The sequence below is a fragment of the Klebsiella sp. S69 genome (assembly GCF_016516145.1).
In the GTDB taxonomy this organism is placed as follows: domain Bacteria; phylum Pseudomonadota; class Gammaproteobacteria; order Enterobacterales; family Enterobacteriaceae; genus Klebsiella; species Klebsiella oxytoca.
Map to the genome: position 1 here is coordinate 1 of NZ_JACVUU010000075.1, position 1,081 is coordinate 1,081.

General features: G+C 49.8%; 2 tRNA genes and 2 rRNA genes. All 4 read right to left on the reverse strand.

From position 1 onward, the window contains the following. Positions 1-103: ribosomal RNA gene (locus tag IAE27_RS29265) — 23S ribosomal RNA — on the reverse strand; the annotation flags it as partial. Positions 104-281: 178 nt separating this feature from the next. Next, positions 282-357: transfer RNA gene (locus IAE27_RS29270), tRNA-Ala, on the reverse strand. A 108-nt stretch (positions 358-465) separates the two neighbouring features. Beyond that, positions 466-542 (reverse strand) — tRNA-Ile (locus tag IAE27_RS29275). A gap of 72 nt (positions 543-614) precedes the next feature. Next, positions 615-1,081, reverse strand: a 16S ribosomal RNA gene (locus IAE27_RS29280); the annotation flags it as partial.

Below are 1,081 nucleotides of genomic sequence, written 5' to 3' on the forward strand. Positions count from 1 at the left end.
TATAACGGTTCATATCACCTTACCGACGCTTTTCGCAGATTAGCACGTCCTTCATCGCCTCTGACTGCCAGGGCATCCACCGTGTACGCTTAGTCGCTTAACCTCACAACCCGAAGATGTTTCGTAAAACATCATCGTGTCGCGAAAATTTGAGAGACTCGAACACACATTAGCTGTGTGTCGTTTCAATTTTCAGCTTGATCCAGATTTTTAAAGAGCAAAACTTCGCAGTGAACCTTTTCAGGTACACTCTGAAGTTTTCTTGTTTTTGGCAGTAATGATGGTGGAGCTATGCGGGATCGAACCGCAGACCTCCTGCGTGCAAAGCAGGCGCTCTCCCAGCTGAGCTATAGCCCCATCGTAGTTAAAATCTCATTTACCGTAATTCGGTTCCGGGCAAGGCGTGGAAGAACGAAGCATACTGAAGTATGCGAGTTATTTCACAACGCAGCACGGGAGCGAATTTGGTAGGCCTGAGTGGACTTGAACCACCGACCTCACCCTTATCAGGGGTGCGCTCTAACCACCTGAGCTACAAGCCTGCAGAGATTTTCTTACTGCTTATTTTTCATCAGACAATCTGTGTGGACACTACAAAGGCAGGTTCTTTCAGGTAAGGAGGTGATCCAACCGCAGGTTCCCCTACGGTTACCTTGTTACGACTTCACCCCAGTCATGAATCACAAAGTGGTAAGCGCCCTCCCGAAGGTTAAGCTACCTACTTCTTTTGCAACCCACTCCCATGGTGTGACGGGCGGTGTGTACAAGGCCCGGGAACGTATTCACCGTGGCATTCTGATCCACGATTACTAGCGATTCCGACTTCATGGAGTCGAGTTGCAGACTCCAATCCGGACTACGACATACTTTATGAGGTCCGCTTGCTCTCGCGAGGTCGCTTCTCTTTGTATATGCCATTGTAGCACGTGTGTAGCCCTACTCGTAAGGGCCATGATGACTTGACGTCATCCCCACCTTCCTCCAGTTTATCACTGGCAGTCTCCTTTGAGTTCCCGGCCGGACCGCTGGCAACAAAGGATAAGGGTTGCGCTCGTTGCGGGACTTAACCCAACATTTCACA